Below are 22868 nucleotides of genomic sequence, written 5' to 3'. Positions count from 1 at the left end.
AAGGCTAGGAAGTCAGCCCAGCGGGGCGATGGCCGCTGCGGCGATGGCCTGCTGCAGGATCGGGGTGCCGGCCACGGTGGAGCTGGCCCAGTCGAACAGCGGGCTGGAGAGGACGCCCCCCACGGCGGTGATCACCACGCAGCCCACCAGGGCGGCCCGCAGGGGCTGCATGCCGGCCAGATTCCAGGTGATGGCGGGGTAGGCCTTGACCACATCGGAGGCCTCCTGGGGTTCTTTCACCACCATCATCTTGATCACCGAGATGTAGTAATAGATCGACACCACGGAGGTGACCAGACCCACCACAACCAGCAGGTATTGGTGGTCGGCCCAGCCGGCGAAAAAGAGGTAGATCTTGCCGAAGAAGCCCAGCATCGGTGGGATCCCGCCAAGGGAGAGCAGGCAAAGACTCAGGCCCAGGGTGATCAGGGGATCCTTCTGATAAAGACCGGCGTAGTCGGCGATGCGGTCGCTGCCGGTGCGCAGGGAGAACAGGATGATGCAGGCGAAGGCGCCCAGGTTCATGAACAGATAGGCCGCCATATAGAGGACCATCGCCGAGAAGCCATCTTCGGTGCCACACACCAGGCCGATCATCACGAAACCGGCCTGGCCGATGGAGCTGTAGGCCAGCATCCGTTTCATCGAAGTCTGGGCCAGGGCCACCACGTTGCCCAGCACCATGCTCAGCACCGCCAGCACGGTGAACAGAAACTTCCACTGGGCATCGAAGCTCTCGAAACAGCCCACCAGCAGCCGCACCGCCAGGGCGAAACCGGCGGCCTTGGAGCCCACCGACAGAAAGGCGACCACCGGCGTGGGGGAACCCTCGTAGACATCGGGGGTCCACTGGTGGAACGGAACGGCGGCGATCTTGAACGCCACGGTGGCCAGCACGAACACCAGGGCCAGGGCCGTGATCGGTGAGGCACTGGTCTGCAGGGCCAAACCGATGGTCGCCAGGCTGGTGGCGCCGCCACTGAGGCCGTAAAGGAGCGAGGCGCCGTACAGGAACACCGCGGCGGCGGCCGATCCCACCAGCAGATACTTCAGGGCCGCCTCGGAACTGCGGGCATCCCGCTTCATGTACCCCGCCAGCAGATAGCTGGCGACCGAGAGGGTTTCCAGGGAAATGAAGATGCTCACCAGGTCGGTGGAGCCGCAAAGGAACATGGCCCCGAGGGTCGCGGCCAGCAGGATCGCGGCGTATTCGCCCATCGGTGTGCCGCTGCGCTCCACGTAGCGCCAGCTCAGCAGCAGGGAGATCAAGGTGGAGGCGGCCACCACCGCCCGGAAGGCGATGGCCAGGTTGTCGGCCAGGAAGGACCCGAGGAAGGAGGGCTCCAGGGGGCTGTTCCACTGCAGCGCCAAGAGCACCAGGGAGGACCCCAGGCCGCCATAGCAAATGGGCGGCACCCAGCGGCTGGCCGCCTTTTCCCCGGCCAGGTCAACCACGAGGCAGACCACCAGCGTCAGCAGAACGGCCACTTCCGGAGCGATCGCCCCGGCGTTCAGCTGCAGGGCCAGGCCGCCGGTGCCCAAACCTGAGGCAATGGCTTCGGCGGCGGATGCGGCCGTGGTGACGGCGCTCGCTGCTGCCAGAAACAGGACTGACACAGGGATCGGGGAGGCACGCGATGGTGCGGACTGTAGCCGCCATCTGGGGGGTCAGTCTGGTGCCCCGATACCCGCTGGGTCCGCCGATGCGATAAAGAAGGAAGCGGTATCGCGCCTTCCCGTGGCCCACACCCTGGTCATCGTCGAGAGCCCCACCAAGGCCCGCACCATTCGGGCGTTCCTGCCCAAGACCTACCGGGTGGAGGCGTCGATGGGCCATGTGCGTGATCTGCCCAACAACGCCAGCGAGATTCCTGCGGCCCATAAAGGAGAAAAGTGGGCCAACCTCGGCGTCAACACCGCCAACGCCTTCGAGCCCCTCTACGTGGTGCCGAAGGACAAGAAAAAGGTGGTGAAGGAGCTCAAGGACGCGCTCAAGGATGCCGACCAGCTGCTGCTGGCCACCGATGAAGACCGGGAAGGGGAGAGCATCAGCTGGCACCTGCTCCAGCTCCTGGGGCCGAAGGTGCCGGTCAAGCGGATGGTGTTCCACGAGATCACCAAGGAAGCGATCGGCCGCGCCCTCGACCAGACCCGTGATCTCGACATGGAGCTGGTCCATGCCCAGGAGACCCGCCGCATCCTCGATCGCCTGGTGGGCTACACCCTGTCGCCCCTGCTCTGGAAAAAGGTGGCCTGGGGCCTCTCCGCCGGCCGGGTGCAATCGGTGGCGGTGCGGCTGCTGGTGCAGCGCGAACGGGCCCGCCGCGCCTTCCGCAGCGGCAGCTACTGGGATCTCAAGGCCGGCCTTGCGCAGGCGGCGGTGCCGTTCGAAGCCAAACTCACCCACCTGGGGGCCGAGCGCATCGCCGGCGGTTCCGACTTCGACGAGACCACCGGCGGCCTGAAGCCCGGCAGCAAGGTGAAGCTGCTCAGCGAGGCGGAGGCCGGTGCCCTCAAGGCCGCCGTCGAGAGCTCCCCCTGGCGGGTGTCGGCGGTGGAGGAGAAGCCCACGCTGCGGCGGCCCGTGCCCCCCTTCACCACCAGCACCCTGCAGCAGGAGGCCAACCGCAAGCTGCGGCTCTCGGCCCGCGACACCATGCGCACAGCCCAGGCCCTCTACGAGCGAGGCTTCATCACCTACATGCGCACCGACTCGGTGCACCTGTCCGACCAGGCCCTGACGGCGGCGCGCAACTGCGTCGGCGCCATGTACGGCAAGGAATTCCTCAGCCCGGCGCCGCGCCAGTTCACTACCAAGGCCCGCAATGCCCAGGAGGCCCACGAGGCGATCCGCCCCGCCGGCGAGAGCTTCCGCACGCCCAAGGATTCCGGCCTCGACGGCCGCGACCTGGCCCTCTACGAGCTGATCTGGAAGCGCACCGTGGCCAGCCAGATGGCCGATGCCCGGCTCACCCTGCTGGCCGTCGACATTGAAGCCGCGGGCGCCACCTTCCGGGCCAGCGGCAAGCGCATCGACTTCGCCGGCTTCTTCCGCGCCTATGTGGAGGGCAGCGACGATCCCGACGCGGCCCTGGAGGGCCAGGAGGTGCTGCTGCCGTCGCTCGCCGTCGGTGATGCCCCCGTCTGCCGGGGGGTGGAGGCCCTCGGCCACCAGACCCAGCCCCCCGCCCGCTACAGCGAGGCCGCCCTGGTCAAGACCCTGGAGAAGGAGGGCATCGGCCGGCCGTCCACCTACGCCAGCATCATCGGCACCATCACAGACCGGGGTTACGCCACCCTGCAGAACAACTCCCTCACCCCCAGCTTCACGGCCTTCGCGGTGACGGCCCTGCTGGAGGAGCACTTCCCCGACCTGGTGGACACGGCCTTCACCTCGAAGATGGAGCACACCCTCGACGAGATCTCCACGGGCAAGGTGTCCTGGCTGCCCTACCTGGAGGGATTCTACAAAGGCGACAAGGGCCTGGAGACCCAGGTGCAGCAACGGGAGGGCGACATCGACCCCGGCATCTCCCGCACGGTGGTGCTGGAGGGTCTGCCCTGTGTGGTGCGGATCGGCCGTTTCGGCGCCTACCTGGAGACCAAACGGGTGGCCGACGACGGCAGCGAGGAGCTGCTCAAGGCCACCCTGCCCCAGGAGATCACCCCCGCCGATCTCGACGCCGAGAAGGCCGAGCTGCTGCTGCGTCAGAAGGCCGAAGGTCCCGAGTCGCTCGGGGAGGACCCGGAGAGCGGCGAACAGGTTTACCTGCTGTTCGGCCAGTACGGCCCCTATGTGCAGCGCGGCCAGGTGAGCGAGGAGGTGCCCAAGCCCAAGCGCGCCTCCCTGCCCAAGGGCGTCAAGCCCGAGGACCTCAGCCTCGAGGACGCCCTGGGGCTGCTGCGGCTGCCCCGCCACCTGGGTGAGCACCCCGATGGGGGCAAGGTGCAGGCCGGGCTGGGGCGCTTTGGTCCCTACGTGGTCCACGACAAGGGCAAGGGGGAGAAGGACTACCGCTCCCTCAAGGCCGAAGACGACGTGCTGGCGGTGGGCCTCAGCCGGGCCCTGGAGCTGCTGGCCATGCCCAAGAAGGGCCGCGGCGGTCGCACGGCTCTCAAGGATCTGGGAGCTCCTGAGGGTTCCGAAGAGACCATCCAGCTGTTCGACGGCCCCTACGGGCTCTACGTCAAACAGGGCAAGGTGAATGCCTCCCTGCCGGAGGGCACCACCGCCGACACCATCAGCCTGGAGCAGGCGGTGGAGCTGCTGGCCGCCAAGGCCGCCACCACCAAGGGCGCCGCCAAGGCCCGCAGCGCCACCAGGGCAGCCGCCAAGCCCGCCGCCAGCAAGTCGGCCGCCAAGAAGGCGACCCCCAAGCCAGCCGCCGCCAAGAAGCCTCCCGCCACCACCAAGTCCGGTCGCCTGCGGGCCAGCGCCGTGCGGGTGATCAAACCCGCCAGCAGCTGATGGCGTCTCCCCGCCCCTCCCTTCCGCTGGCGGGAACCCTGCTGACGCTGCCCCTGCTGCTGTCCGCCTGCGGCGGCACACCCTTCGGCGAGGCCCTGTCGCGCAGTTTTTCCCGCGCCCCCGCCGCCCCAGCCTCCCCGCCAGCCACCGCGCCCAGGACCCTGACCCCCGCCAACCCGGCCCCGACCCCAGAGAGCCCGGCCCGTCCGGCGGCCAACGAACCTCCGGCCCGTCCTCCGACCGCGCCTACCCTGGAGACCCCGGCGGCCCCGGCGGTCCGTCCGGCCCCCTACCGCGTCACCATCCGTCTGCCCCTGGCCGATCCCTCGGCGCCCGCCGAGGTGGTCACCAAGGCGCTGCGGGCCGCGGGGGTGCCGTTCGAGGTGGAGACGATCGAGCGCATGCCGGCAGCCGGCACCCCGGCCACGGAGACCCCCGCCCCAGCCACCGGCAGCGCGGCCCCCACCTCCCGTCCGGCGCCAGCGCCGCGCTGAGCCGATGACCCCTCCCTCCCGGCGGCAGCTGAGCCCTCGCCAGGCGCGCCAGTTGATGGACACCGCCTACCTGGCGGCCTCCACCGCCCTGCTGTGGGTGGCGCTCTACTACCTGCCGGTGGGCAGCCCCCTGTTCCGCCTCGCCCTGCCCCTGCCCCTGGCCCTGTTGCAGCTGCGCCATGGCTGGCGCTGTGCCCTGGAGGGGGTGGTGGTGACGGCCCTGTTGCTGGTGGCCCTGATGGGGCCGATCCGCGGCCCCCTGGTGCTGTTCCCCTATGGCCTGCTCTCGCTCTGGCTGGGCTGGGGCTGGCGTCGTCGCAGCAGCTGGTGGCTCACCCTGGGGGTGGGCGGCCTGATCGGCGCCGGCGGCTTCCTGGTGCGGGTGGCGGTGCTCTCGGTGCTGGTGGGGGAGAACCTCTGGGTGCTGATCACCACCGCCGCCGCCAACCTGCTCGACCGCCTGGCCGGGGTGGTGGGTCTGGCCGGGGGGTTCGATCTGGCCCAGGTGCAGGTCGCGGCCCTGTTGCTGGTTCTCTTGCAGAACCTGATCGTGGTGCTGGCTCTCCATGCCGTGGCCTACTGGATCTTCCCAAGGCTCGACCTGCCGATCAGCGAGCCGCCGCCGGCCTTGCGCGGCCTGGTGGCCCTCGACCCCCTTTGAGCCAGCTGCGGCGGATCTGCGGTTCCGCGGCCGCCGCCGAGCGCTGGTGCGGGCCCTGGCGGCAGGGTTGGCGCCATAGCGAGGTGCTGCTGCTGCTGGCGGCCACCGAGACCGCCGCCGTGCCCGGCATCTCCGCCGCCGGCGCCACCCCCAGCTCCCGGCGCCGCACGGCCGCCGCCGATGCCGAACTGCTGCTGTTCGGCCCCGCCGGGGAGCGTCCCCACGCCCTGCCGCCCCTGCCCGCTGGGGTGTCGCCCGCCCTGATCAGCCATGTGGTGCTGCGGGAGCTGGCCCTGGCCCCCCTGGTGGTGGACCTGGGCTGTCCGGTGGCCCCAGCGGTGGCCCACCTGCGGCTGCCGGGGCTGGCCGGGGCCGGTCCGGCCCGCTGTCTCAGCGGCGGGGAGGCCCTCGATCCGGCCCGGGTGGAGGCCCTGCTGGCCCTGGGCCGTCGCTGGGCGGAGCGCCTGACCCCCGGGCGGCCCCTGCTGCTGGCGGAATGCGTGCCCGGGGGCACCAGCACCGCCCTTGCCGTGCTGGTGGGTCTGGGGGTGGCCGCCCATGGGCTGGTGAGCGGCAGCCTGCGCCACCCCGACCATGGTCGCAAGGCGGCGCTGGTGGAACGGGGGCTGCGGGCGGCGGGCCTGACTGGGGCCTCAGCAGGGGATCCGGCCGCTGCGGCACGGGTGGTTGCCGCCCTTGGGGATCCGATGCAACCCCTGGCCGCCGCCGTGGTGCTGGCCGCCGCCGCTGCTGGCCGGCCCGTGCTGCTGGCCGGCGGCAGCCAGATGGCGGCGGTGCTGGCCCTGGCCCTGGCCCTGGCGTCCCCCTGCCTGCGCCCGGCGATCGCCGCCGGTACCGCCCTGGGCACCACCGCCTGGGTGGCCGAGGAGTCCGGCAGCGACCTGCCCCTGCTGCTGGGCCGCATCGGGGCGCGCTGGGGGGTGGAGCCCCTGGCCTTCGCGGCCGACCTGCGCTTCACCGATCCCTGCCATCCGGCCCTGGAGGCCTATGAGCGGGGCTACGTCAAGGAGGGGGTGGGAGCGGGGGGGCTGGCCCTGCTATGGCAGCTCAGTGGCCGCTCCGGCCCGGCCCTGGCCCGCCTCTGCGACCAGGCCTGCGCCACCCTGCTGGGGCCACCCCCGCCTACGGTCCGCTGAATGGGTGCCCCCTTCCCCCCACCACCGTCCCCGGGCCTCAGCCGCCGTACCCTGCTGCGCCTCGGTGCCGCCTCCGCCCTCACCCTGCTGGCCGGCTGTGAGCGTCAGGAGCTGCTGCTGCTGGGCAGCCGGGGCGATCTGCCCGCCGCCTGGGTCCGCCGCCTGCCCAAGCCCTGGCGCAGCGAGCTTCTGGAGGATCCCGCCCAGGTGCTGGCCCGGGCGGCCGCTCCCCTGACGGGCCTGGTGCAGCTCAGCGATGGCTGGGCCGCCGAGCTCAGGACCGGCGACCTCCAGCCCATCGGCACCCCGGCGCTGATCGAGCGGTTCGCGCCGATGGCGGCCCCGCTGGCCCGCCTCCATGGCCCGCCCGGCGCCGGCCCCCTGGCCTTCCCCTGGTCCTACGGCCCCTGGGTGCTGGTGCTGCGCAGCCGGCCCGACCTGGCCCGGCGCCGGGCCGAGGGCTGGGATCTGCTGCTCGATCCCAGCCTGGCCGGCCGGCTGGTGCTGCCCTCGTCTCCCCGGGTGACGATCGCGTTGGTGGGGGAGGACCCGGAACGGCTGCGGCGTCTGCGGCGCTCAGCCCTGGCCTACGACGAGCGGGATGGCCTGAGCCTGCTGCTCACCGGCGAGGCCGAGGCCGCCGTGTTGCCCCGCCAGCGGGTGGTGGGCCTGCTGCGCCGCGATCCCCGGCTGCAGGTGTTGCTGCCCGAGGGCGGCGCCCCCCTGAGCTGGAACCTGTTGCTGCGGCCGGCCGGTCCCCATCCCGAGCCGCCCCTGGAGTGGCTGGGGGAGGCCCTGGAGCCACCCCTGTTGCCGGCCCTGCTGACGGGGGGCTGGGTGCCGCCCCTGCCGAGGGACCAGCTGCAGCGAGCCCTGGCGGAGTTCCCGGCGGCCATCGCCGCCCTGCTGCTGCCCCCCCAGTCGGTGCTGGAGCGCTGCTTCAGCCTGCCGCCGCTGGCGGCCGCCGAGCGCCGCAGGCTGCAGCAGCTCTGGGATGGCGCCGCCCCTGCCCCTGGCGCTTGAAGAGGGCAACAGAACTCAGCCCCACAGGCGGCGGCGTGGCGCAGCGGCCAGCCGCCGGTGGGTGTCGGCCAGCAGATCGGGGATCGGCAGCCGGAGCGGACAGCGGGGCAGGCAGGCGCCGCAACGGCCACAGGCGGAGGCATCCACCTGCTCCCACCAGTGGCCGGCCCGGCCGATCAGGTTGTAGCGCTCGCTGGCGAACGGTTCCATGCCATGGCCCACCGCCAGGTTGCGCAGCCGCAGCAGGGCGGGGATCGGCACGGCGTTGGGGCAGGGCAGGCACTGGCGGCACTGGCCGCAGCGGTCGGCCCCGAGGCGTTCACTCCCGGCCGCCTCCAGGCGGGCCAGCGCCGCCGCGAGGTCCTGCCGCTCGCCGGCGCTGGGGACAGCGGCGGCGGCGCCCAGGAGAATGGCCCAGGCCAGGTCCTGGGGCCGGGCAGCCCCCAGGGTGAGGGTGCTGATCCCTTCGGCCAGCAGGAAGCGGTAGGCGAGCTCCAGCGGCGCGAAGGGGGCGCAGTCGGCCGTCAGCTCCGCGGAGGGATCATACAGACGGCCGCCCTTGTCAGCTGGGGAGATGGCCATCACGCCGAGTCCCGCCGCCAGGGCCTGGCGGGCCAGGGGCAGCCGCTCCTGGTCGAACAGATGCACGTGCAGGCTGCAGAAGCTGAAGCGGTGGCTGTCCAGGGCCGCCGCGATCAGGGCCGCGTCCCCGTGGCTGCTGAAGCCCACCTGGCCCACCAGCCCCTCCCCCATGGCCCAGGCCAGCAGCTCGGCCCCTGGCCCCGAAACGGCCCAGGCCAGATGGTCCGGCCGGTTGAGGCCATGCACCGCCAGATTGTCGAGTCGTTCGATCCCGAGGCGTTTCAGGCAGGCCCGCAGCTGGCGGCGGCCGTCCTCCAGCTCCAGGCCGGGCAGCAGCTTGCTGGTGAGCACCAGGGCGGAGCGACCGGCCGGATCGCGCGCCGCCAGACGCTGCAGGGCCCGACCGAGGAAGGCCTCGGCGGGGCCGTAGGCGGGGGCCGTCTCGATGTGGTTGATCCCGGCCGCCAGGGCCGCCACCAGCACGGCGTCCATGGCCTCCGGGGAGTCCAGGGCCCGCATCGTGCCGAGGGTGAACGCCGACACCGGCCTCCCCGTCCCGAAGGATCGCCGTCCTGCCGGCAGCGGCGGCCATGGGTCTTGGGGATCAGGCGCCAGGGCCGCCACCCTCGGGGGCTTCCTCCGGGCCGAGATCGGGCTCGGCCACCGTTCGGCCGATGTGGCGGATCAGGTCGGCCGGGCTGGTGCGGTCGAGGAAGCGGCGGAAATCCTCCTGGTCTTCGGCATCGGCCTCCGCATCCACCGGAATCGAGGCATCGGCCACCACCTCCTCCAGCATCCAGATGCCGCTGTCGGTGCGCAGGGCCAGGGCAATGGCATCGCTGGGCCGGGCGTCCAGCTCGATGGGCTGGTCGGTGCCGTCCTGGAGCTTGAGCACGGCCCTGAAGGTGTTGTCCTCGATCGCGTGAATGATCACCCGCTCCAGCTGCAGGCCGCCGGCCTCCAGCAGGTTGGCCATCAGGTCGTGGCTCAAGGGCCGGGGCGGCCGTTCCCTGTTCAGGCCCGAAAGGATGTTTTGCGCCTGGGCCTGGTCGATCCAGATCGGCACCTGCCTGCGGCCGGCAGGATCGCGCAGCAGGACGATCGGATTTCGGCTGGCCGCATCCAGGGCGATCCCGGCGACACGCATTTCAACCATGGTCGGGCCCGCTCCTCGCACGTGATGGTTCCCGTGAAACGATTATGGCCAGTGCCGCCGCCTCAGGGGATGTTCACCGGACTGGTGCAGGCCATCGGCAGGCTGGAGCGGAGTCCGGCCGGTGTGCGGGTGCGCACGGACCTCGGACCCCTGGCCCTGGGGGACAGCGTTGCCGTCGATGGGGTCTGCCTCACGGTGGCCGAGCTGTTCGCCGATGGCTTCCGGGCCGATGTCAGCCAGGAGACCCTGGGCCGCAGCACCCTGGCCGAACGGGCCGCCGGCGGCGGCTGGGTGAACCTGGAGCCGGCCCTGCGTCTGGTCGACCGTCTCGGCGGCCACCTGGTCAGCGGTCACGTCGATGGCCTCGGCGAGATCACCGCCATCCAGCGGCAGCCGGACGCCTGGCGGCTTGAGGTGGCCTGGCAGGATCCCGCCTACGGCCGTTATGTGTGCGAGAAGGCGAGCGTGGCCCTGGATGGCATCAGCCTCACGGTGGCCGGCTGCGAGGCCGACGGCAGCCGCTTCTGGATCGCCGTGATTCCCACCACCTGGAACGGCACCACCCTGGCGGGACGCCGGGTGGGAGAGACGGTCAACCTGGAGGCCGATCTGCTGGCCAAGTACACCGAGCGGCTGCTGCGGACGACCGGGATGGCGCCGCCGGAGGCCACCCTCTCCTCCGCCTGGTTGGCCGAACACGGCTGGGGGTAGCCCGGCGGATGCTTTGAGTCATCAACGCCCGTGGCCAGCGGTGGGCTCCCTTGTCACGCTGACGACAGCGACAACGGCACAGATGCTCACCCCCGAAGCCCCCTCCTCCCGCCAGGCCATGGGGGCAGCCCTGCGCGCCTTCACCCTGGCCGAGGGGGTGATGCTGCTCGTGCTGGGGGTGCTGGCCCTCGTGTTTCCCGTGCTGGCCTCCAAGTGGGTCACGGCCGTGGTGGCGATCGCCTTCCTGGTCGGGGGCCTGGTGGGGTGGATCAGCTCCCTGCTGCGCTCCCCAGGGCTGAGCAGGGCCATCACCTTCTGGCGCCTGGTGACCTCCACCCTGTTCCTGGTCCTGGGGGTGTGGATGATCCAGCAGATGGCCTCCGGTCCGGCGGCGGCGGCGATCCCGATGGCCGGCCTGGCCCTGGCCATCGGCGTGGTGTTTGTGGTGGAGGGGTTGGTGGAGGCCCTGGTCGCCACCTCGCACCGTCACATCACCGGCTGGCGCTGGGGGCTGGTCAACGGTCTGGTGACGCTCGCCCTGGGCCTGCTGATCCTGACGCTGAAGTTCTGGAGCCTGCTCTGGGTGGTGGGCACCCTGGTGGGGATCAGCTTCCTGTTCAGCGGTATCGACCTGCTGCGTTTCAGCGCCAGCTTCCACCCCGAAGCCGATTGACGACCCGCGGGACCCGGCTCAGGAGAGGGTGTCCCCGACGGCCCCATCCAAGGGCAACAGCCAGATCGAACCGGTTTCCTTGTGGATCTCGATTCTGAACTCCTGACCCGGTTCCAGCCCCATGCGCCGGGTGTAGGCCTGGCCGATCAGCAGGTTGCCGTTGCCGTGCACCCGGGTGCGGAATTCAGCCTGACGTCCCTTCCCGACCCCACTGGCAGCGCCGCTGGCGGCCCCACTCGACGGCAGGGTGTAGCCCTTGGCGGCCACCAGGGCCCGGTAGAAATTCTTCTTGAGCACCCTGCCGCTTGGCCCCACATAGCCGCAGGCCCGGGCGATCTGGTCCTCCGGCCGGTTGCTGAGTGAGCGGGCCCGATCGAGCAACGCCTGGCCCTCCAGCATCAGGCCTGTGCCTGAGTTGTCCTCATTGGCTGATCCTTTCTGGGCACCCATCAGCCGGTCAGACGGAGACTTCTGAGTTGATTGTGCCGATCGTTGTGCTGAACAGGCAACAGTCAGGGAATCAGAGCAGGTAAAGAATCCCGTAAAGGACCACCCAGATGCCGTCGACGAAATGCCAGTAGAGCTCAGCGGCCTCCAGGCCGAAGGGGGCGGCACTGGTGACGCGACCCCCGTTGCGGGTCTGGAACCAGACCAGGAGAATGCAGATCACCCCGAGGGTGACATGCAGTCCGTGAAAGCCCGTCAGGGCATAGAAGGTGCTGGCGAAGAGGTTGTCGGTGAGGCCGAAGGGCAGGGTGAAATACTCGACCATCTGCCCGGCCAGGAAGGCGGCTCCGAGGCCTGCGGTGAGCAGCAGCCAGGCGCGGCAGGGGCCCATCTGACCCAGCAGCAGATGGCGGCCCGAGCGGTGGAAGGTGTAGCTGCTGACCAGCAGCAGCAGCGTGTTGATCGATGGCAGCAGCAGTTCCAGCTCGTAGGTGGACCCGGCCGGCAGCGGATTGACCGCACGGAAGGTGAGATAGGCGGCGAAGAAGCCGGCGAAGGTCATGCCGTCGGCCACCAGGAAGGTGGCCAGACCGAAAAGCCTCAGATCCGCATGGCCTTCATGGGCCTCGGCGGTGACCGCTTCGGCGGCGCTGGTGCTGGTGGCGAGGCTGGTCATGGGACGACGGACAGGGGACGGCGGGGGTGAGGAAAGCGATGGGGGCGATTCAGCGGCGACCGGCGCCACTCCAGAGGTCCTTGCCGGTGGCGGCCTCCAGGCTCAGGGTTTCTTCATCAACGCCGTAACCGTAGGGGTGTTCGACCAACGGTGCTTCACCGATCCAGTTCTCCACAGGCGGTGGCGAGGAGGTGAGCCATTCGGGGGTGAGGGCGTTCCAGGGGTTGTCGCCGGCCACCTGGCCCCGGAAGGCGCTCACCAGAACGTTGTAGAGGAAAGGCAGGCTGCTGATCGCCATCAGCAGGGCCCCCACACTGCTGATCTGGTTGAGGGTGGTGAAGCTGGGGTCGTACTCGGCCACGCGACGTGGCATGCCGTTGAGGCCGAGCCAGTGCTGGGGGGCGAAGCAGAGGTTGAAGCCCACGAAGGTGAGCAGGAAATGCAACCGACCCAGATCTTCATTCAGCAGGCGGCCGGTGAACTTCGGATACCAGTGATAGATGGAGGCGAAGATCACAAACACCGTGCCGCCATAGACGATGTAGTGGAAGTGGCCGACCACGAAGTAGGTATCGTGCACGTGAATGTCGAACGGCACCTGGGCCAGGGCCACCCCTGTGATCCCACCGAACACGAAATTGACGATGAAGGCGCAGGAGAAGAGCATGGCGCTGTTCAGGGCCAGCTTGCCGCCCCAGAGGGTGGCGAGCCAGTTGAAGAACTTGATGCCCGTCGGCACGGCGATGAACGACGTGGCGATCGTGAAGAACAGACGCATCCAGGGAGGCGTGCCACTGGTGAACATGTGGTGGGCCCAGACCACAAGGCCCAGTACCACGATGGCCATGATCGAATAGACCATGGTGGTGTAGCCAAACAGCGGTTTGCGGGCATGGATGGGCAGGATTTCGCTCACCAAGCCGAAGGCTGGGAGCACCATGATGTACACGGCCGGGTGTGAATAGAACCAGAAAAGGTGCTGGTAGACCACCACATTTCCCCCCAGAGCCGGATTGAAGAAGCCGGTGTGGGCGACGATGTCGAAGCTGAGCAGCAGCAGGGTGCCGGCCAGTACGGGGGTGGAGAGCACCACCAAGATGCTGGTGCCGAGCATCGCCCAGCAGTACATCGGCAGCTGCATCAGCTTCAGTCCCGGACGCCGCAGCTTGAGCACGGTGGCGATGAAATTGATGCCACCGAAGATCGAACTGCCCCCCAGCAGCAGCACACTCACGATCCACACCACCTGACCCAGGGCTGGCGTGGTGAGGCTCAGCGGTGGGTAGGCCGTCCAGCCGGACTGAGCCGCGCCGGTGATGAAGTAACTGCCGATCAGCAGGATTCCGGCCGGTGGAATCATCCAGAAGGCCACGGCGTTGAGCCTGGGGAAGGCCATGTCCCTGGCGCCCACATAAAAGGGAATCAGGTAGTTGCCGAAGCCGCCATTCACAACCGGAACGATCCACAGAAAGATCATCACCGTGCCGTGCAGCGTGAGAACTTCGTTGTAAGTTTCCCGGCTGACGAAATCGGAGATCGGGCTGGCCAGCTCGGCGCGGATCACCCCCGCCATGGCACCGCCAATGAAATAGAAGAGGAACCCAGTCACCAGATACTGGAGACCGATCACCTTGTGATCGAGGCTGAAGCTGAAATAGCGCAGCCAGCCCTGGGGCTGGAGGCTGTCCTGGAAGTCGTTGGGGGAAGCGACAGTCATCGGGGCTGGAAGGATCGGGCGGAGTGGGGACCGGGAGAACGGAGGTTCAGGCGGTGGGGTTGCTCGGGGCGCTGGCGACGGTGGCCGTCACAGGGCTGTTCTTCTTGAGCCAGGCGTCATAGGCATCGGGTTCGTGCACGACCACGGTGGAACGCATGCCTCCGTGGTAGGGACCACAGAGCTCGGCGCAGATGATCGGGTAGCTGCCCGCCTTGGTGGGGGTGAAGGTGAGCACGGTGGGCTGGCCGGGGATCACGTCCTGCTTGAGCCGGAACTGGGGCACCCAGAAGGCGTGGATCACGTCATTCGCTTTCATGCGCAGCTCCACGGGGCGGCCATTGGGCACGTGCAGCTCGCCACTGGTGATGTCCCCTTCCGGGTAGTGGAAGATGAAGGCGAACTGCATGGCCGTCACCTCGACCGGCAGGACATTGGTTTCTGCGCCCCCGGTGCCGATACCACCCCAGACCCTGGCGGCGGGCTCCTGGCCGCCCTCGGGGGAGGTGACGGATGCCTCCATGGTTTCCATCGACGGCATCCGGTGCATGGCGGAATGGTCGTTGAGGCTGCTCATGCCTCCCATCCGCTCATAGATGTCGTAGCTATAAATGCCGACAAACAGCACCACGATCGCGGGGATCGCCGTCCAGACGATCTCGAGCAGCAGGTTTCCCTCGATCGCCTGCCCGTCGGTGTGGTCCCCGGCCCGACGACGGAACCGCACGAGGCTGAACACCACCAGGCCGACGATGCCCAGGAAGAGGATCGTGCCGATGCTGAACAGGACCCGGAACAGGGAGTCGTAGACAGGCGCGTTGGCGCTGGCGTCGAGGGGCAGGAGGTTGACGTTGTAGCCCACCCAGAGACCGGAGAGGACGAGCGCCATGCCGACCAGCAGGGTGACCAGGGAGGAGGGAATCGGCACGGCGGCGGCGGGGGACGGCTTTTCGGGAGGGTGGAGGACCCTGAGGCCATCAGCTTATGGAAGGCCGTTCGCGTGCCGCGCGTTCGTTGTAACCAGAGAAGCGATTTCGGTGAAATTTCACATTCAATCCAGGCGATGTGCTGATTTGCACATCTTCCAATGCCTCCGAAGTGCCTGTCCCGTCATGGCGCCCGCTCAAGCCCCTGTCCAAGCAGGCGGCCGCCCCTGCCCTGCCAGCGCTGCTCTGCCACCGCTGCCCTGCGGCGTCCTGTCCCCCGGGGCCCGGTGCGGCGGCTGAACGCCGCTGCGACTATGGATCGCACCCACGCCCGTCTGCGGTGCCCTTCACCCACGAGCAGATCCAGAGGCTCCGCCACCGCCATCGCGGCTACATCCTCACCCTCGCCACCGAGGTGCTGCTCATCCTGATGCTGCCGTTCTGCCAGTCGCACGTCTGGCTGCTCTCGGTGCTGCTGATCGGCCTGGCGGTGGTGCTGGTCAGCACGGTGACGCGCTACTCACCCCTGATCAGCACCCGGCCTCTGCTGTACGGCCTCGGTGGCCTGGCGCTCGCCCTGGAGGGGGTGTGGCATCTGGCCCTGGCCTTCGATCCGCCCCTGGGGCGCCTTGTCACGGTGCCGCATGTGGTCGCCTGGCTGCTGTTCTTTCTGGTGGCGCTGATGCGCAAGGTGAAGACCCTGGTGCGTGAGCCCTTCGTGACGCTGGCCGTGGTGATGGGTGCCACGTCCGGTTACCTCCTGGTCGGCATCGCCGGCGGGGTGATGCTGGTGGCCCTGTGGGTCCTGCATCCGGGCGCCTACGACCTCTCCGCCCTGCCAGTGCTTCAGGATCGCAACGCCGACAACGTGGCGATGGCGCCGGCGCTGATGGCCGCCTCGTTCATGATTCTGACCAGTGTGGGATCGGACGTGCTCCGCAGCAGCGACGTGACGGGGCAGGTGATCACGGTGGTGATCACCATTTCAGGGCAGCTGTACATCGCCATCCTCATTGCCCTGATCCTGGGTCGCTTCCACAGCAGGCCCGGGAGAGGGAGGCCCGTACCACCGCCGACCCATTCCCATCGGGGGAGCCACCAGCCTTCGATCCGCTGATGTGGCCCGGCGGTGATGCCGCCGCTGCTGGGGCCCATGGCTGGCTGACGATGGTGCGTTTGGTGAGCTAAATCCGCGCGCATGCCGTGCGTTCGTTGTAGCCAGAGAAGCAATTTCGGGGAAATTTCACATTCACTTCGCACGATGTGCTGATTCGCACATCTTTCAATGCCCGCTAACTTGGTTGCCCAAAGAGCACGTGTTCATGGCCGTGGCGCCCTCCGCGCAACCCCAGTCCCGGCCACGGTCCACCGCCGGGGCCCGATGGCCCCGGCGCCTGGTGCCCCTGCTCACCGCCCACCTCGTTGTCGCCCTGGTGGCCCTTGTGGCCATCGGCGGTGCCACCCGGGTGATGGAGGCGGGCCTGGCCTGTCCGGACTGGCCTCTCTGTTACGGCGTGCTCTGGCCAGGCCGCCAGTGGAATCTTCAGGTATTCCTGGAGTGGTTCCACCGCCTCGACGCCTTCCTGGTGGGCGTCGCCCTCCTGCTGCTCTTCGCCCTCAGCCTGCGGTTCCGGGCCCGCTTCCCCGGCTGGCTGCCCTGGAGCTCCGGTCTGGCCCTGGCCCTGGTGGCGGTGCAAGGGGGACTGGGGGCCCTCACCGTGCTCAGCCAGTTGGCGGCCCCCACCGTCACCCTGCACCTGGCCACCGCCCTCAGCCTGGTGCTCCTTCTCAGTGCCATGCACCAGGGCCTGGAGCGCCCTGACCCCCAGGCTGCCGGCCTTCTTCTGCCGCGCTGGTGGTCCCCCCTTCCCTTTCTGGCGGCCCTGCTCGTCGGCGCCCAGTGCCTGCTGGGTGGGGCCATGGCCAGCCGCTGGGCCGCCGATCTCTGTGTTAACGCCGGGGAGGGCTGCCGCTGGTTGCTGCTGCACCGCCAGGGGGCCTACCCGGCGGCCATCGCCGTGCTGGTGCTGGCCGCCGGCTCCCTGGCATTGCCAACTGGCCACCGTCGGCTCCAGGCTCTGTCCCTGACCGCCGCCGCGCTGGTGGCTGTTCAGGTGGCCCTTGGGGTCTTCACCCTGCGGCTCCAGTTGGCCGTTCCCGCCGTCACCGTCGCCCACCAGCTCACCGCCGCCCTGCTGGTGGCCGTGCTTGGTGCCCTCTGCGGTCTTTCGTTCCAGTCCCCTTCCGTCCCTACCCGTCTTGAGGTGGCCCATGGTTAGTGTCAGCGCCGTGTCGGCCATCGCCGCGCCCCCAGCGCCGGCAGCGATTCGACCGTCCGTGAAGTTGCCGGCCTGGCTTGAGGTGGCCAAGCCGCGGCTCATCCCGCTGCTGCTGGCCACCACGGTCGGTGGCATGGCCCTTACGGCGGCCTGGCCCCTGGATCCGGTGCGCATGGTCTGCACCCTGGTGGGGGGCTCGATGGCCTCGGCGGCGGCCGGTGTCCTGAACTGCCTCTGGGAGCAGGAACTCGACGGCCGCATGCAGCGCACCAGCCGCCGGGCCCTGCCTTCGGGCCGGCTGGCCCAGCGCCAGGCCTTCGCCCTGGCCGTCGGCCTCACGGTCGCCTCGGTGCTGGTGCTTGTCTTGGGGGTGAACGCCCTGGCCGCCTCCCTGGCCCTGCTGGGGCTGTGCAGCTACGTGCTGCTCTACACGGCCCTGCTCAAGCCCCGGACCACCCAGAACATCGTCATCGGCGGCATCGCCGGGGCCATTCCCCCCCTGGTGGGGGCGGCGGCCGCCACCGGCCACCTGGGCTGGAGCAGCTGGTGGCTGTTCAGCTTGGTGATGGTCTGGACCCCAGCCCATTTCTGGGCCCTGGCCCTGCTTCTGCATGAGGACTACCGCTCCGTCGGCATCCCGATGCTGCCGGTCGTCAAGGGTCTGGAGGTCACCGCTCGGGCGATCCGCCGCTACAGTTGGGTAACGGTGGCGATGAGCCTGGCCGGGGTGGTCGCCTTGCCCAGCGGCGGCTGGCTCTACGGCCTGCTGGTGCTTCCCTTCAACGCCAGGTTGCTGCAGCTGAGCGGCAGCCTGCTGGAGGATCCCAGCGATCCCCGCCGGGCCCGCAGCATGTTCCGCTGGTCGATCTTCTATCTCTTCGGCATCTGCCTGCTGCTGGTCCTGGCGCGCACGCCCCTGGCCAGCGCCGGCGCGCCGGCTGCCCTGCTGGCTGCCGTGCTCCATCTGGCTCCCGCGGCGGCTGCCTAGATTGATGTCGCTTCCGGCCCTTCGCGATTGATCCCGGCTTGATCGAGCTCCAGCACCTCAGCAAGTGTTTCGGCGGCCGCAAGGTTGAACCGGTGCAGGCCCTGGACGACCTCTCCCTGAGTGTGCCGGCCGGCTCCCTCTATGGACTGCTCGGACCCAATGGCGCCGGCAAAACCACGGCCCTGCGCATCCTCTGCACCCTGCTGGCTCCCGATGCCGGCCAGGTCCATGTCGCCGGCGTGGATGCCCTGGCCGAACCCCGGGTTGTCAGGCGCCTGCTTGGCTACGTCGCCCAGGAGGTGGCCATCGACAAGATCCTCAGCGGCAGGGAGCTGCTGCACCTCCAGGCAGATCTCCACCACATGGCAGGCGCCGATCGGCTGGCCCGCACCGCCGAGCTGATCGAACTCCTCGCCATGGACGCCTGGATCGACCGCCGCTGCGGCAGCTATTCCGGCGGCATGCGCCGGCGCCTCGACCTGGCCGCCGGGCTGCTGCACCGGCCCAGGGTGCTGGTGCTGGATGAACCCACGGTGGGCCTCGACATCGAGAGCAGGGCCACCATCTGGCAGGTGCTTCAGCAGCTGCGCGACCAGGGCACCACGGTGCTGCTCAGCAGCCATTACCTCGAGGAGGTGGATGCCCTCGCCGACCGCCTGGCCATCATCGACGGTGGTCGGGTGATCGCCGAAGGCACCCCCTCGGCCCTCAAGGGCGCCCTCGGCGGTGACCGGGTGACCCTGCGGGTGCGGGAGTTCAGCGATGAGCAGGAGGCGTCCCGGGTGCGGGATCTCCTCCAGGCCTGCCATGGCGTCCGCCAGGTGGTGGTCAACCGGGCCCAGGGCTATTCCCTCAACCTGGTGGTAGAGGACAGCGGCGTGGTGGAGACCCTGCGGCACCAGCTGGCCGAGGCCCAGCTGCCGGTGTTCGCCCTGGCCCAGAGCCGGCCCAGCCTCGATGACGTCTACCTTCAGGCCACCGGTCGCACCCTGAGCGACGCGGAACTCTCCGTGGCGGGTCGCCGGGACCTGAAGGAGGAACGCAAGCAGTCGATGCGATGACCCGATTCCCTGATTCCCCATGACCAGCGCCAGCCCTTCCCTCGCCCCCGTCCCCTCCCTCAGCGCTGAGCCCTCGGCCTTCGCCGAGATCTCCCAGGAGACGCTTGCCCTCACCCGGCGCCTGTTCGTCCAGCTGGCCCGGCGCCCGTCCACCCTCGTGGCGGGGGTGCTGCAGCCCCTGATCTGGCTGGTGCTGTTCGGAGCGCTGTTCGCCAACGCCCCCGAGGGCCTGCTTCCCGGCGGCATCAGCTATGGCCGCTTCCTTGGGGCCGGGGTGATCGTCTTCACAGCCTTCAGTGCCGCCCTCAATGCCGGCCTGCCGGTGATGTTCGACCGCGAGTTCGGCTTCCTCAACCGGTTGCTGGTGGCGCCGTTGCGCTCCCGCAGTTCGATCGTCTTCGCCTCGGTGCTCTACATCACCAGCCTGAGTCTGGTGCAGAGCCTGGCGATCATGGGCACCGCTGCCCTGCTGGGCTATGGCTGGCCCGGAGGGGCGGGGCTGCTGCTGGTGCTGGTCACCCTGCTGCTGCTGGTGTTCGCCGTCACGGCCCTCAGCCTTGGCCTGGCCTTCGCCCTGCCGGGCCATATCGAGTTGATCGCCGTGATCTTCGTGGCCAATCTTCCCCTGCTGTTTGCCAGCACCGCCTTGGCACCGATTTCGTTCATGCCGCCCTGGTTGGGCTGGCTGGCGGCCCTGAATCCCCTTACCTTCGCGATTGAACCGATTCGCGCCGCCTACGCGGGGTCGTTCCGCCTCACCGACGTGGTGCTGGTGGCTCCCTACGGATCCCTCAATGCCGCCACCTGTCTCGCCATCCTGGCGGGCCTGGCCGCGGGTCTGTTCCTGTTGATCCGCCCGATGCTGGATCGCAAGCTCACCTGACGCCCCCTCCGTGCCCCTGCCCCCCTCCCGGCCCGAGCTCTCCAGCCTGCTTCTCGAGGCTGTCCACCGCAGGGATGCCACCGCTACGGCCCGTCTGACCCGGCAGTGGGCCCATCGCCATGGGGTGGGCTCCCTGGAGCGGTTCCGAACCGACAACCTGATCGCCCAGCAGGGCATCGGGGCCGGCGACTGGCTCCGTCAGCAACTGGAAGGAGCGGCAGGGGCCCCCACCGCCGCTCCCGCGGTCCCCGGCCCAGCTGCCGCCAGGGTGGAGGATGCCTTCGCGGCCCTTGAGGCGGCCTTCTCGACCGCGCCGGTGTTCGCTGGGGTAGCTCCGGACGCCCCCGCGCTGGTCTCCCAGTTGGCACCTCAGCCGGCGCCCTTCCCCACGTCCCTTCCCGAGGCCTCCCGCCTCAGCGTCCTGCCACCGGGAACGCCCCCGGCCCCGGCACCCTCCACCCTGGCTGACCTGCGCTCCTGGCTCTCCGGCGACCCCCAGCATCGCCGCGCCAGCTGATCTCCCCTTGCCGCCTTTGATGGTGTCATCTGTTCCCCTGCCTGCACGCGCCGAACTGAACGGTCGCCTGATCGTCTCGGTGCAGGCACCGGAGGGCTCGCCCCTACGCGATCCGGCCGTGATCGCTGCGATGGCCGAGGCCAGCCTGCGCCAGGGGGCTGCCGGGGTACGGCTCGAGAGTCCGGAGCACATTGGTGCGGTGCGGCGCCGCTGCCCCAAGGCCCTGATCGTGGGCCTCTGGAAGCGCACCTTCCCTGACAGCGCCGTGTACATCACCCCCGGCTGGGAGGAGATCCGCGCCGTCTGGGCGGCAGGAGCCGATGTGGTGGCCCTCGATGCCACCGACCGTCCCCGGCCTGAGGGCCAGGAGCTGGAAGCCCTGATCAGGCGAGCACGCCAGGATCTGGGCGCTCCGCTGATGGCGGATGTGGACAGCGTGGCGAATGGCCTGCGGGCGGCGGCCCTGGGTTGTCAGTGGGTGGGCACCACCCTCTACGGCTATACCGAGGCCACCGCCGCGCAGGCGCCCCCGGCCTGGGACCTGCTGGGCCCGTTGCGGCGTGAGCTTCCTGAGGCGGTGGCGCTGATCTGTGAAGGGGGCATCGCCACCAAGCAGCAGGCTTGCAATGCCCTGGACGCTGGCGCCGATGCCGTCGTGGTGGGAACGGCCATCACCGGCGTGGACCTGCAGGTGGCCGCCTACGTGAAGGCTCTGGCCGGTTGAGCCTCGGCTCCACCGGCCCCATCCAGAGCCTCTGGGGGCTCACATCATGCCGGGCATGCCCATGCCACCCATGCCACCCATTCCGCCCATGCCACCCATTCCTCCCATTCCGCCATCCCCGGCGGGCGGAGCGGCGGGTTCCGGCTTGTCGGCGATCACCGCCTCGGTGGTGATCAGCAGCGAGGCGATCGAGACCGCATCCTGCAGGGCCAGCCGCACCACCTTGGCGGCATCCAGGATGCCGGCGTCGAGCAGATCTTCGTAGGTGTCGGTGAGGGCGTTGTACCCCTTGCCCTGGCTGAGCATCTGCTGCACCACCACGTCGCCGTTGGCGCCCGCATTGATGGCGATCTGGCGAGCCGGCGCCGCCAGGGCCCGTTGCACGATCTCCACACCCGTGCGGACGTCGCCGTCGCAGCGGCTGGCCAGGGCTCCCAGTTCCTCGCTGAGCTGGATCAGGGTGCTGCCGCCGCCGCCGACAATGCCTTCATCGATGGCGGCCCGGGTGGCGTTGAGGGCATCTTCGATGCGCAGCTTGCGGTTGCGGAGTTCGGTCTCGGTGGGGGCGCCCACCTTGATCACGGCGACACCGCCGGCCAGCTTGGCGATGCGCTCGTTGAGCTTCTCGCGGTCGTAGTCGGAATCGGTGGCCTCCAGCTCCCGTTTGATCGAGGCCACCCGGTCGGTCACGGCGGTGCGCTGGTCGTCGGCCGCCACGATCGTGGTCTCGTCCTTGCTGATCGTGATGCGGTGGGCATGGCCCAGGTCGGCCAGGGTGGCCTTGTCCAGCGTCATGGCCCTGTCCTCGCTGATCACCGTGGCGCCGGTGAGGATGGCGATGTCCTCCAGCATGGCCTTGCGGCGATCACCGAAGCCAGGTGCCCGCACGGCGGCCACCTGGAGCACGCCCCGGGTCTTGTTCACCACCAGGGTGGCCAGGGCCTCGCCCTCCACCTCCTCGGCCAGGATCACCAGGGGACGGCCGCTCTTGGAGACAGCCTCCAGCACGGGCACCAGGTCGACCACGGTGCTGATCTTGCGATCGGTGATCAGCAGCAGGGGATTGTCGAAGGCGCATTCGCGCCGGTCCTGATCGGTGACGAAGTAAGGGGAGGAGTAACCGCGATCGAAGGCCATGCCTTCAGTCACCTCGAGTTCGGTGGCCAGGGACTTCGATTCCTCCACGGTGATGACGCCATCGGCGCTCACCCGCTCCACCGCTTCGGCGATCATGCGGCCGATTTCCTCGTCGTTACCGGAGCTCACCGTCGCCACCTGGCGGATGGCGTCCCCGGCCACGGCGCGGGAGCGCTCAGCGATCCCGGCCACCACCAGGGCTGTGGCCTGCTCCATGCCGCGCTTCAGGGCGACGGGGCTGGCACCGGCGGCCACGTTGCGCAGGCCCTCATGCACCAGGGACTGGGCCAGGACAGCGGCGGTGGTGGTGCCGTCGCCGGCGGTGTCCTTGGTTTTCGAGGCCACCTGCTGGATCAGCTTGGCGCCCAGGTTCTCGAAAGGGTCCTCGAGTTCGATCTCCTTGGCGATGGTGACGCCGTCATTGACGATGTCGGGGGCGCCGAATTTCTTCTCCAGCACCACGTTGCGGCCCTTCGGACCGATGGTGACCTTCACCGCATCGACCAGGGCATTGACGCCCCGCTCCAGCGAGTCACGGGAGGCATCGGCGAACTGGATCAGTTTGGCCATCGACGGGGTGGTAAGAGCAGC

Annotated in this window: 22 protein-coding genes; 14 read left to right on the top strand and 8 right to left on the bottom strand. The window is 69.4% G+C overall.

What is annotated here, in order from left to right:
• Positions 1 to 12: 12 nt before the first annotated feature.
• Entirely contained in the window at positions 13 to 1554 is a 1542-nt protein-coding gene (locus KBZ33_RS04320) for an NAD(P)H-quinone oxidoreductase subunit N (RefSeq protein WP_254951129.1), read from the bottom strand.
• Positions 1555 to 1738: 184 nt separating this feature from the next.
• Between KBZ33_RS04320 and topA the strand changes: the two genes are divergently transcribed.
• The 5 genes from topA to KBZ33_RS04295 are packed head-to-tail and all read left to right on the top strand — an operon-like array spanning position 1739 to position 7803.
• Positions 1739 to 4468, top strand: a complete 2730-nt coding sequence (gene topA / locus KBZ33_RS04315; protein WP_254950977.1) for a type I DNA topoisomerase — start codon at positions 1739 to 1741, stop codon at positions 4466 to 4468.
• Positions 4468 to 4962 carry a hypothetical protein gene (locus tag KBZ33_RS04310; RefSeq protein ID WP_254950978.1) on the top strand — a complete coding sequence of 165 codons (495 nt, stop codon included), beginning with the start codon at positions 4468 to 4470 and terminating at the stop codon, positions 4960 to 4962. The genes topA and KBZ33_RS04310 overlap by 1 nt, the downstream gene beginning before the upstream one ends.
• Before the next feature lie 4 nt (positions 4963 to 4966).
• The gene (locus KBZ33_RS04305; protein WP_254950979.1) at positions 4967 to 5623 is read left to right on the top strand and encodes a DUF2232 domain-containing protein; all 657 of its coding nucleotides are present in this window, start codon (positions 4967 to 4969) and stop codon (positions 5621 to 5623) included.
• On the top strand, positions 5620 to 6780 hold the full coding sequence (locus KBZ33_RS04300) for a nicotinate-nucleotide--dimethylbenzimidazole phosphoribosyltransferase (RefSeq protein ID WP_254950981.1): 1161 nt from the start codon (positions 5620 to 5622) through the stop codon (positions 6778 to 6780). The genes KBZ33_RS04305 and KBZ33_RS04300 overlap by 4 nt, the downstream gene beginning before the upstream one ends.
• Positions 6781 to 7803, top strand: coding sequence for a twin-arginine translocation pathway signal (locus KBZ33_RS04295; protein ID WP_254950983.1), 1023 nt, complete (start codon positions 6781 to 6783; stop codon positions 7801 to 7803).
• Positions 7804 to 7818: 15 nt separating this feature from the next.
• Here KBZ33_RS04295 and KBZ33_RS04290 read toward each other — a convergent pair whose 3' ends face one another.
• Together KBZ33_RS04290 and KBZ33_RS04285 are read right to left on the bottom strand one after the other, a co-directional pair.
• Entirely contained in the window at positions 7819 to 8904 is a 1086-nt protein-coding gene (locus KBZ33_RS04290; protein WP_396107942.1) for an aldo/keto reductase, read from the bottom strand.
• A gap of 85 nt (positions 8905 to 8989) precedes the next feature.
• Positions 8990 to 9541 carry a bifunctional nuclease family protein gene (locus KBZ33_RS04285; protein WP_254950985.1) on the bottom strand — a complete coding sequence of 184 codons (552 nt, stop codon included), beginning with the start codon at positions 9539 to 9541 and terminating at the stop codon, positions 8990 to 8992.
• Between the two features lie 69 nt (positions 9542 to 9610).
• Between KBZ33_RS04285 and KBZ33_RS04280 the strand changes: the two genes are divergently transcribed.
• Together KBZ33_RS04280 and KBZ33_RS04275 are read left to right on the top strand one after the other, a co-directional pair.
• Positions 9611 to 10252 (top strand): riboflavin synthase, encoded by a 642-nt coding sequence (locus KBZ33_RS04280; protein WP_254951133.1) that lies wholly within the window; start codon positions 9611 to 9613, stop codon positions 10250 to 10252.
• Between the two features lie 82 nt (positions 10253 to 10334).
• Complete coding sequence (locus KBZ33_RS04275; RefSeq protein WP_254951135.1) at positions 10335 to 10925, top strand: DUF308 domain-containing protein; 591 nt, start codon at positions 10335 to 10337, stop codon at positions 10923 to 10925.
• 18 nt (positions 10926 to 10943) lie between these two features.
• Here KBZ33_RS04275 and KBZ33_RS04270 read toward each other — a convergent pair whose 3' ends face one another.
• From KBZ33_RS04270 to KBZ33_RS04255, 4 genes are all read right to left on the bottom strand, one after another.
• A complete protein-coding gene (locus KBZ33_RS04270) occupies positions 10944 to 11324 on the bottom strand; it encodes an AbrB family transcriptional regulator (protein WP_254951137.1) in 381 nt (126 codons plus the stop codon).
• A gap of 121 nt (positions 11325 to 11445) precedes the next feature.
• Positions 11446 to 12048: a cytochrome c oxidase subunit 3 gene (locus KBZ33_RS04265; RefSeq protein WP_254950987.1), complete on the bottom strand. Its 603-nt coding sequence runs from the start codon at positions 12046 to 12048 to the stop codon at positions 11446 to 11448.
• A 49-nt stretch (positions 12049 to 12097) separates the two neighbouring features.
• Positions 12098 to 13765 carry a cytochrome c oxidase subunit I gene (ctaD, locus tag KBZ33_RS04260; RefSeq protein WP_254950988.1) on the bottom strand — a complete coding sequence of 556 codons (1668 nt, stop codon included), beginning with the start codon at positions 13763 to 13765 and terminating at the stop codon, positions 12098 to 12100.
• A 46-nt stretch (positions 13766 to 13811) separates the two neighbouring features.
• Entirely contained in the window at positions 13812 to 14690 is an 879-nt protein-coding gene (locus tag KBZ33_RS04255; protein WP_254950989.1) for a cytochrome c oxidase subunit II, read from the bottom strand.
• Between the two features lie 338 nt (positions 14691 to 15028).
• Here KBZ33_RS04255 and KBZ33_RS04250 point away from each other — a divergent pair, with 338 nt between their 5' ends.
• The 7 genes from KBZ33_RS04250 to KBZ33_RS04220 all read left to right on the top strand — a co-directional run bounded on the left by KBZ33_RS04250 (position 15029) and on the right by KBZ33_RS04220 (position 21140).
• Positions 15029 to 15805 (top strand): hypothetical protein, encoded by a 777-nt coding sequence (locus KBZ33_RS04250; RefSeq protein WP_254950991.1) that lies wholly within the window; start codon positions 15029 to 15031, stop codon positions 15803 to 15805.
• Positions 15806 to 16010: 205 nt separating this feature from the next.
• Positions 16011 to 16967, top strand: coding sequence for a heme A synthase (locus tag KBZ33_RS04245; protein WP_254950993.1), 957 nt, complete (start codon positions 16011 to 16013; stop codon positions 16965 to 16967).
• Positions 16960 to 17955 carry a heme o synthase gene (locus KBZ33_RS04240; protein ID WP_254950994.1) on the top strand — a complete coding sequence of 332 codons (996 nt, stop codon included), beginning with the start codon at positions 16960 to 16962 and terminating at the stop codon, positions 17953 to 17955. The genes KBZ33_RS04245 and KBZ33_RS04240 overlap by 8 nt, the downstream gene beginning before the upstream one ends.
• A 38-nt stretch (positions 17956 to 17993) precedes the next feature.
• Positions 17994 to 19016, top strand: a complete 1023-nt coding sequence (locus KBZ33_RS04235; RefSeq protein ID WP_254950996.1) for an ABC transporter ATP-binding protein — start codon at positions 17994 to 17996, stop codon at positions 19014 to 19016.
• Positions 19017 to 19035: 19 nt separating this feature from the next.
• Positions 19036 to 19899 carry an ABC transporter permease gene (locus tag KBZ33_RS04230; protein WP_254950997.1) on the top strand — a complete coding sequence of 288 codons (864 nt, stop codon included), beginning with the start codon at positions 19036 to 19038 and terminating at the stop codon, positions 19897 to 19899.
• A 10-nt stretch (positions 19900 to 19909) separates the two neighbouring features.
• Positions 19910 to 20416: a hypothetical protein gene (locus tag KBZ33_RS04225; protein ID WP_254950999.1), complete on the top strand. Its 507-nt coding sequence runs from the start codon at positions 19910 to 19912 to the stop codon at positions 20414 to 20416.
• A gap of 19 nt (positions 20417 to 20435) precedes the next feature.
• Positions 20436 to 21140, top strand: coding sequence for an N-acetylmannosamine-6-phosphate 2-epimerase (locus tag KBZ33_RS04220; RefSeq protein WP_254951001.1), 705 nt, complete (start codon positions 20436 to 20438; stop codon positions 21138 to 21140).
• Between the two features lie 39 nt (positions 21141 to 21179).
• Here KBZ33_RS04220 and groL read toward each other — a convergent pair whose 3' ends face one another.
• The gene (groL, locus tag KBZ33_RS04215) at positions 21180 to 22847 is read right to left on the bottom strand and encodes a chaperonin GroEL (protein ID WP_254951003.1); all 1668 of its coding nucleotides are present in this window, start codon (positions 22845 to 22847) and stop codon (positions 21180 to 21182) included.
• Between the last annotated feature and the right edge of the window lie 21 nt (positions 22848 to 22868).

The organism is Cyanobium sp. Cruz-8D1 (genome assembly GCF_024345975.1).
Taxonomy (GTDB): domain Bacteria; phylum Cyanobacteriota; class Cyanobacteriia; order PCC-6307; family Cyanobiaceae; genus Cyanobium.
The sequence above is the reverse complement of the archived record's forward strand: the minus strand, read 5'-3'. Positions and strand labels throughout refer to the sequence as shown.

Excerpts from the sequence above, each read along its gene's own strand:
- KBZ33_RS04310 (WP_254950978.1), top strand. The coding sequence starts at position 4,468 with ATGGCGTCTCCCCGCCCCTCCCTTCCGCTGGCGGGAACCCTGCTGACG.
- KBZ33_RS04305 (WP_254950979.1), top strand. The coding sequence starts at position 4,967 with ATGACCCCTCCCTCCCGGCGGCAGCTGAGCCCTCGCCAGGCGCGCCAG.
- KBZ33_RS04295 (WP_254950983.1), top strand. The coding sequence starts at position 6,781 with ATGGGTGCCCCCTTCCCCCCACCACCGTCCCCGGGCCTCAGCCGCCGT.
- KBZ33_RS04290 (WP_396107942.1), bottom strand. The coding sequence starts at position 8,904 with ATGCGGGCCCTGGACTCCCCGGAGGCCATGGACGCCGTGCTGGTGGCG.
- KBZ33_RS04285 (WP_254950985.1), bottom strand. The coding sequence starts at position 9,541 with ATGGTTGAAATGCGTGTCGCCGGGATCGCCCTGGATGCGGCCAGCCGA.
- KBZ33_RS04280 (WP_254951133.1), top strand. The coding sequence starts at position 9,611 with ATGTTCACCGGACTGGTGCAGGCCATCGGCAGGCTGGAGCGGAGTCCG.
- KBZ33_RS04275 (WP_254951135.1), top strand. The coding sequence starts at position 10,335 with ATGCTCACCCCCGAAGCCCCCTCCTCCCGCCAGGCCATGGGGGCAGCC.
- KBZ33_RS04270 (WP_254951137.1), bottom strand. The coding sequence starts at position 11,324 with ATGCTGGAGGGCCAGGCGTTGCTCGATCGGGCCCGCTCACTCAGCAAC.
- KBZ33_RS04265 (WP_254950987.1), bottom strand. The coding sequence starts at position 12,048 with ATGACCAGCCTCGCCACCAGCACCAGCGCCGCCGAAGCGGTCACCGCC.
- ctaD (WP_254950988.1), bottom strand. The coding sequence starts at position 13,765 with ATGACTGTCGCTTCCCCCAACGACTTCCAGGACAGCCTCCAGCCCCAG.
- KBZ33_RS04245 (WP_254950993.1), top strand. The coding sequence starts at position 16,011 with ATGGCCGTGGCGCCCTCCGCGCAACCCCAGTCCCGGCCACGGTCCACC.
- KBZ33_RS04240 (WP_254950994.1), top strand. The coding sequence starts at position 16,960 with ATGGTTAGTGTCAGCGCCGTGTCGGCCATCGCCGCGCCCCCAGCGCCG.
- KBZ33_RS04230 (WP_254950997.1), top strand. The coding sequence starts at position 19,036 with ATGACCAGCGCCAGCCCTTCCCTCGCCCCCGTCCCCTCCCTCAGCGCT.
- KBZ33_RS04220 (WP_254951001.1), top strand. The coding sequence starts at position 20,436 with ATGGTGTCATCTGTTCCCCTGCCTGCACGCGCCGAACTGAACGGTCGC.
- groL (WP_254951003.1), bottom strand. The coding sequence starts at position 22,847 with ATGGCCAAACTGATCCAGTTCGCCGATGCCTCCCGTGACTCGCTGGAG.